This window comes from Paracoccaceae bacterium Fryx2 (assembly GCA_032334235.1).
Taxonomy (GTDB): Bacteria; Pseudomonadota; Alphaproteobacteria; order Rhodobacterales; family Rhodobacteraceae; genus JAVSGI01.
In genome coordinates this window covers 46,272-52,500 of the sequence record JAVSGI010000004.1, presented here as the reverse complement: position 1 = coordinate 52,500, position 6,229 = coordinate 46,272, and the positions used below count along the sequence as shown (strand labels likewise).

Annotated in this window: 8 protein-coding genes (1 of these 8 running past the window's edge); 2 read left to right on the top strand and 6 right to left on the bottom strand. The window is 69.3% G+C overall.

Going from position 1 to position 6,229, the window contains the following annotated elements; translation table 11 throughout:
• Both RNZ50_08925 and RNZ50_08920 read right to left on the bottom strand, forming a co-directional pair.
• On the bottom strand, positions 1-297 hold the 5' portion of the coding sequence (locus RNZ50_08925) for an amidohydrolase (protein ID MDT8855137.1). The gene continues 1,368 nt to the left of window position 1, outside the view; only the first 297 of its 1,665 coding nucleotides appear in the window; it begins with the start codon at positions 295-297; the stop codon falls past the left edge of the window.
• Positions 294-1,316, bottom strand: a complete 1,023-nt coding sequence (locus tag RNZ50_08920; GenBank protein ID MDT8855136.1) for an agmatinase — start codon at positions 1,314-1,316, stop codon at positions 294-296. The genes RNZ50_08925 and RNZ50_08920 overlap by 4 nt, the downstream gene beginning before the upstream one ends.
• A gap of 186 nt (positions 1,317-1,502) precedes the next feature.
• On the opposite strand from RNZ50_08920, the gene RNZ50_08915 reads away from it, so the two are divergent.
• On the top strand, positions 1,503-1,874 hold the full coding sequence (locus RNZ50_08915) for a polymer-forming cytoskeletal protein (protein MDT8855135.1): 372 nt from the start codon (positions 1,503-1,505) through the stop codon (positions 1,872-1,874).
• Between the two features lie 8 nt (positions 1,875-1,882).
• Here the strand turns inward: RNZ50_08915 and RNZ50_08910 are convergent, their stop codons facing one another.
• Positions 1,883-2,299, bottom strand: coding sequence for a PaaI family thioesterase (locus RNZ50_08910; GenBank protein MDT8855134.1), 417 nt, complete (start codon positions 2,297-2,299; stop codon positions 1,883-1,885).
• 58 nt (positions 2,300-2,357) lie between these two features.
• On the opposite strand from RNZ50_08910, the gene RNZ50_08905 reads away from it, so the two are divergent.
• A complete protein-coding gene (locus tag RNZ50_08905) occupies positions 2,358-3,146 on the top strand; it encodes an enoyl-CoA hydratase (GenBank protein ID MDT8855133.1) in 789 nt (262 codons plus the stop codon).
• A gap of 41 nt (positions 3,147-3,187) precedes the next feature.
• On the opposite strand, the gene RNZ50_08900 is transcribed toward RNZ50_08905, so the two are convergent.
• The 3 genes from RNZ50_08900 to RNZ50_08890 form a co-directional block, all read right to left on the bottom strand.
• On the bottom strand, positions 3,188-3,349 hold the full coding sequence (locus RNZ50_08900) for a hypothetical protein (protein MDT8855132.1): 162 nt from the start codon (positions 3,347-3,349) through the stop codon (positions 3,188-3,190).
• 79 nt (positions 3,350-3,428) lie between these two features.
• Complete coding sequence (locus RNZ50_08895) at positions 3,429-4,901, bottom strand: carboxypeptidase M32 (GenBank protein MDT8855131.1); 1,473 nt, start codon at positions 4,899-4,901, stop codon at positions 3,429-3,431.
• Complete coding sequence (locus RNZ50_08890) at positions 4,898-6,061, bottom strand: COX15/CtaA family protein (protein ID MDT8855130.1); 1,164 nt, start codon at positions 6,059-6,061, stop codon at positions 4,898-4,900. Before RNZ50_08890 ends, RNZ50_08895 begins: the two co-directional genes overlap by 4 nt.
• Positions 6,062-6,229: the final 168 nt, after the last annotated feature.

Below are 6,229 nucleotides of genomic sequence, written 5' to 3'. Positions count from 1 at the left end.
AGAAAAATCGCGGAACGCGGCGGTCATTGCCGCCATGCCGCCTGCGCCATGCAGTTGCAGATGCGCCAGCTCCGCCCCGCCCAGCACCAGATGCAGATGGCTTTCCACGAACCCCGGCAGCAGGCTGCGCCCCTGCGCGTCGATCATCGGCGTGCCGGGCCCGGCTAGCGCCTCCACCTCGGCCCGGCCGCCCACCGCAAGGATGCGGCCGCCCCCCAGCGCCACGGCCTCGGCCCTCGGATTGCCCGCATCCATGGTCAGGACGCGGGCATTGCTGATGATCAGATCGTGTGTCATGCGGTGCCTTCGGGTTGCAGGGAAAGAGAGGCCGACAGCGACTGCGCGATGACGCACAGCATCTCGAACATGATGGAAGCGCCAAGGAACGCCGTGCCGCCCGAGGCATCGAACGGCGGCGACACCTCGACCAGATCGGCCCCGACAATCTTCACCCCGGCCAGCAGCCGCGCCACCTGCAGCGCCTGCCACGAGTTCGGCCCGCCGATCTCGGGCGTGCCGGTGCCGGGGGCAAAGGCCGGATCGACGAAGTCGATGTCATAGGACACATAAGTATCGCCCGATCCGGCAATGGCGCGGGCCTCGAACATCACGTCCTCGGGGCCCCGCGCGTGGAACTCCTCGATCGGGATCACCCGGATGCCTGCGGCCCGGGCAAAGTCGCGGTCCTCGCGGTCATAGGCGGTGCCGCGGATGCCGATCATGCAGACCCGGCGCGGGTCGAGCAGCCCTTCCTCCACCGCGCGGCGGAACGGCGTGCCATGGGTATACATCGAGCCGCCGAAGTAGCTGTGGAACAGGTCGGTGTGGCTGTCGAAGTGAATCATCCCCAGCGGTCGCTCCGCCGCCAGCGCCCGCAGGATCGGCAGCGTGCACAGATGGTCGCCCCCGGCGGTCAGCGGCACGATGCCCGCCGCCCGCACCCCGGCATAGAACGCCTGCATCCGCGCCAGGCTGTCCATCAGGTCGGCGGGGTTCGGCGCCACGTCGCCCAGATCGGCGCAGCGCACCGCCTCGAAGGGGCGCACGCCGGTGATCCCGTTCTCGGCCCGGATCATGGTCGAGGCATCGCGCAACTGGCGCGGGCCATGGCGCGGGCCGGGCCGGTTGGTGGTGCCGCCATCCCAGGGCGCGCCGATCAGCCCGACCTGCACCTCGCCCAGTCGCGGATGGCCGGGGGGCACATGCGGCAGCCGCATGAAGGTCGGCACCCCGGCATAGCGCGGCAGATCGAACCCCGAAACCGGGCGGAAGAACGCCGCCCCGCCGTCTTCCGTTTCCGCGCTGGCTGTTTCCAAGACCCACCCCCGATGCCGCCTGATTCCCGCCGGGCATCAGACCACCCTGCTTCCCCCTTGTCACCACCCGGCGGAAATCGCCCGCTCCGGTGCGCGCCCCCCTTGACCCGCGCCACCCCTTCAGCCTCTATCGAAACCGTATGCCCCCGCGCGCCCCGGCGCCGGGGCGCCAATGGGGGAACCATGATGCAGAACAAGCCCGCCGAACCCGCTCACCCGGGTGCGAGCCAGCGCCCTTCCACCCAGGGCGGCCGCTCGGTCCTTGCCACCGATCTGCGCATCACGGGCGACATCACCTCGGACGGCACGATCGAGGTGACAGGCGAGATCGACGGCACCATCACCGCCCGCACCCTGGTGATCGGCTCCGAAGGCCGCGTCACCGGCACGGTATCGGCCGAAACCATCGAACTGCGCGGCAAGCTCGAAGGCCGGATTTCCTGCCAGGCGCTGACGCTGCGCGCCGCGGCGACCCTGCGTGCCGACTGCACCTATGCCGTGCTGATCATCGAAAGCGGCGCCCATGTCGAAGGCCGCTTCACGCTGGCCAAGCCGTAAGCCGCCCCTCAGCGCGGCGGGATGGCATAGGTCAGACCGGCGCGCGCCACCGGCTCGTGCAAGCCGTCCGACCGGATCAGCACATCCCCCACCGCCAGCACCCGGCCCAGCTTCAGCAGCCGCGCCACGCCGATCAGGTCGCGCCCGGCCTCGGGCTTGCGCATGAAGTCGATGGCGCAACTGGTGGTCACCGCCAGCGCCACCGGCCCGATCCGCGACAGGATCGCGAGATACATCGCCACATCGGCCAGCGCGAACATCGCGGGCCCCGACACCGTGCCGCCGGGGCGCAGGTGACGGTCAGCCACCCGCAGGCGCACCGCCAGCTCGTCGCCCACCGCCTCGATCGCGAAATCATCCGCCACCTGCGCGAAGTCGCGCGCCAGAAACGCCTGCAGATCCGCCGCCGTCATCGCCAACGCCATGTCTTTCCCTTCCGCCCGCCGCGCCCTAGACTTCGGGCAAACCGGGGGGAATGACAAGATGAGCGAACCGATCCTGCTGCGCGCCGACGCAAACGGCGTGGCCACCCTGACGCTGAACGCGCCTGGCAGCCTGAACGCGCTGTCGGACGCGATGCTGGCGGCGCTGGCCGAGACGTTCAGTCGCCTGGCCGCCGACCCGGCCATCCGCGTCGTGGTGCTGCGCGGGGCGGGCCGCGCCTTCTGCGCCGGGCACGACCTGAAGGAAATGCAGGCCGGCCGTGCCGCCCCCGATCACGGCGCCGCGTATTTTGCCGACCTCTTCACCCGCTGCGCCGCCGTAATGCAGATGATCCCCGCCCTGCCCCAGCCGGTGATCGCGCAGGTCCATGGCATCGCCACGGCGGCGGGCTGCCAGCTGGTGGCCTCCTGCGACATGGCGGTGGCGGCCGAAGGCACGCGCTTCGGCGTGAATGGCGTGAACATCGGCCTGTTCTGTTCGACCCCGATGGTGGCGCTGACCCGCAACGTGCCCGCCAAGGTGGCGTTCGAGATGCTGACCACCGGCGCCTTCATCGACGCGGCCCGCGCCCGCGAGGTCGGGCTGGTGAACCGCGTGGTGTCGGCCGACGTGCTGGAAGCCGAGACACAGGCGCTGGCCGCGCAGGTCGCGGCCAAGCTGACCGCCGCGGTGAAGATCGGAAAGGCGGCATTCTACGACCAGATCGGCCTCGATCCGGCCGCAGCCTATGCCCATGCGGCAGGCGTGATGACGGAGAACATGCTGTGGCGCGACACCGACGAAGGGATCGCCGCCTTTCTGGAAAAGCGCAAACCCGACTGGCTGTGAGCGCCGCCGAATTTTCTACGAAAATTCAAGAAAAGAACCCCTCATGTCGGCTCCGGCCGGACCCGCAGGGCAAGCCCGATTGCGGCCAGCCCGAGGGCCCAGGCCATCCCGATCAGCACCAGCGCCGCGAATATCTGGAAGAAGCAGCCACAGCCAGGCGTCTGCCCGACCGCCAGCACCCGGACCGCCTGCCGTTCCGTCAAACACCGCCCATGCGCCAGATCGCGGGGAATGCCGCGCGGGCGGTGAAGTCACCCCGCGCAGCCTGCCGTCATCAAGAGTTCAAAGCCGGTAAAGGTCGCGGAACTTGGCCTCCAGATTGTCGAGCAGCGGGCCTTCCGATGGCGCAAAGCCGCAGGCCTGCCCGATCACCTCCGCCGGCGTGTAAAGCCCGCCATGGCGCTGCACCTTTTCCCTCAGCCAGCCGGTCGCGGCCGAAGTGTTGCCCTTCGCCAGCTGCTCATCCAGATCCGGCACGGCCTCCCGCAGCGCCTGCGCCAGACAGCCGGCATATACGTTGCCCAGCGTGTAGGTCGGAAAATAGCCGAAAAGGCCAACCGACCAGTGCACGTCCTGCAACATGCCATGCGACGGCCGGTCCACCGCCACCCCGAAATCGGCGAGGAATCGCGCGTTCCACGCCGCCTCCAGATCCGCCACCGCCAGATCGCCCCGGATCAGCGCGCGTTCCAGATCGAAGCGCATCATGATGTGCAGGTTATAATGCACCTCGTCGGCCTCGGTCCGCACAAAGCCGGGCTGCACCCGGTTGACAGCGCCATGGAATGCCTCGGGCGCGGCGATGCCGAAATCGCCGAACCGTTCGACCATCTGCCCGTGCATCCAGCCGGTGAAGGCGCGGCTGCGGCCAAGCTGGTTCTCGTAGATCCGGCTCTGGCTTTCATGCACCCCCATCGAGACGCCGGACCCCAGCGGGGTCAGCAGGTAGTCGGGGTCGATGCCCAGCTCGTAACAGGCGTGGCCGACCTCGTGGATGGTGGAGTAGATGCAGTTGAACGGCTCGGTCTCGACCACCCGCGTGGTGATCCGCGCATCCGACCCCGACCCGGAACTGAACGGATGCACCGCCTGGTCCAGCCGCCCGCGCGTCCAGTCATAGCCGAAGGTGGTCGCCAGATCCCGCGCCAGCCGCAACTGCGCGTCCAGCCCGAAATGGCCCTGCAAGGCGGCCGGCTGATGCTCTGCCCCCAGCACCGCCGCCCGCAGCGCCACCAGACGCGGCCGCATCCGGTCGAACATCGCGCCCAGGCTTTCCGCCGTCGCCCCCGGCTCGTAGTCATCGACCAGCGCGTCATAAAGGTCGCCGCCATCCGCCAGGCACGCGGCCTCCTCGCGCTTCAGCGCGATCACCTCGGCCAGCGTCGGCAGGAACGCCCCCACGTCATCCGCCGCCCGCGCCGCCGCCCAGATGCCCTGCGCCGTCGATGTCACCCGCGCCAGTTCCTGCGCCAGCGCCCCCGGCACCCTGGTCATCCGGTCGTAGCTGCGGCGGATCAGGCGCAATTGCCCCTCGGCCACCGCTTCGGCGGGTTCGATCTCGTCCAGCCAGTCGGCCAGCCGCGGATCGGTGCGCCGGGCGTGCAGCACCCCCTCCAGTGCCGCGGTTTCCTCCGACCGCTGCTCGGCGGCGCCGCGCGGCATCATGGTTTCCTGATCCCAGCCCAGACGCCCGGCAATCTGTGCCAGGGCCTCGGTCTGGCGCTGGAAGGCCATCAAGTCATCAAAGGCGGTCATTGCGTCCCTTTCCGGATCGACCCCGCAACGGGGTATTGCGCAAGATGGCGGGCGCGCAGGATCAGCACCCACAGAAGAACCGCACCGAACTGGTGCGTCAGCGCGATGTGCGGATGCGCCACCGTCACCACGGCGGCAATGCCCAGCGCCATCTGCCCCAGCAGCATGATCGCCACGGCACGAAACGCCCGCCGCGTCGCCAGATGCGCCGACCGCCGCCCCGCCAGCCACACCCCCAGCCCGAAGACCAGCAGCACATAGCCCGACATGCGGTGGATGAACTGCACCAGCCCCGGATTCTCGAACACCGCCGCCCAGGCCGGGCGCCCCGGCACATAGAGCGCATCCGCCGGGAAGAAGCTGCCGTTCATCAGCGGCCAGGTCGGATAACCCCGCCCGGCGTCGATACCCGCCACCAGTGCCCCCAGCAGAATCTGCAGGAACGCCAGATGCATCAGCCCGGTCGACAGCCCGAACAGCCGCTTCTCGCGCACCCGCCGCGCCTTGATCAGGTCAGCCTCGCTGCGCGCCAGCAGAAACACATACCACGCGATCAGCCCCAGGATGACGAAGGCCAGCCCCAGATGCACCGCCAGCCGGTAGGAGGCGACATCGACCCGCCCCTCCCCCAGCCCCGAAGACACCATCCACCAGCCGATCGCCCCCTGCACGCCGCCCAGCACGCCCGGCAGCAGCAGCCGCCCCTTCCAGCCGACCGGAATCCGCCGCGCCACGAGGAACCCGAGGTAGCCCAGCGCCCAGACGACGCCGATCACCCGGCCAAGCTGCCGGTGCCCCCATTCCCACCAGTAAAGCGACTTGAACGCCTCCAGCTCCATCCCCTTGTTCTGCAACTGGTATTCCGGGATGGCGCGGTAAAGCTCGAACGCCCGCGACCAGTCGGCCTCGGTCATCGGCGGCAGCGCCCCGGTCACCGGCTGCCATTCGGTGATGGCAAGGCCGGAATCGGTCAGCCTTGTCCAGCCGCCCAGCGCGATCATCACCACCAGCAGCAGGAACAGCGCCACCAGCCACAGCCGTATGCCGCCCCGCGCCCCCCGGTTGCCCCGGTCGATCAGCCCGACCTGCGGCACCGCAGGCGTGACCACCGGGCCCGCCTCGCCCACCTCTTCGAAAATGCTGCGCTTCTTGCGTGCCATCTTGTTCTCCGTCTCGCGCCGGAGACTAGGCGCACCCCCGCCGCGCGACAACCCCTCCGCCAAACTGCCGCAGGAGGCGCGGACGGAATTTTTTGGCGGTGACTCCGGCAGAATCGGCAGACAGCGGGCGTCCGATGCGAGCCCAGAGTGACCGATGCTGCATTGATC

Bases quoted from the DNA above. Each gene is read 5' to 3' on its own strand.
- RNZ50_08905 (MDT8855133.1), top strand. From the start codon at position 2,358: ATGAGCGAACCGATCCTGCTGCGCGCCGACGCAAACGGCGTGGCCACC.
- RNZ50_08915 (MDT8855135.1), top strand. From the start codon at position 1,503: ATGCAGAACAAGCCCGCCGAACCCGCTCACCCGGGTGCGAGCCAGCGC.
- RNZ50_08890 (MDT8855130.1), bottom strand. From the start codon at position 6,061: ATGGCACGCAAGAAGCGCAGCATTTTCGAAGAGGTGGGCGAGGCGGGC.
- RNZ50_08895 (MDT8855131.1), bottom strand. From the start codon at position 4,901: ATGACCGCCTTTGATGACTTGATGGCCTTCCAGCGCCAGACCGAGGCC.
- RNZ50_08910 (MDT8855134.1), bottom strand. From the start codon at position 2,299: ATGGCGTTGGCGATGACGGCGGCGGATCTGCAGGCGTTTCTGGCGCGC.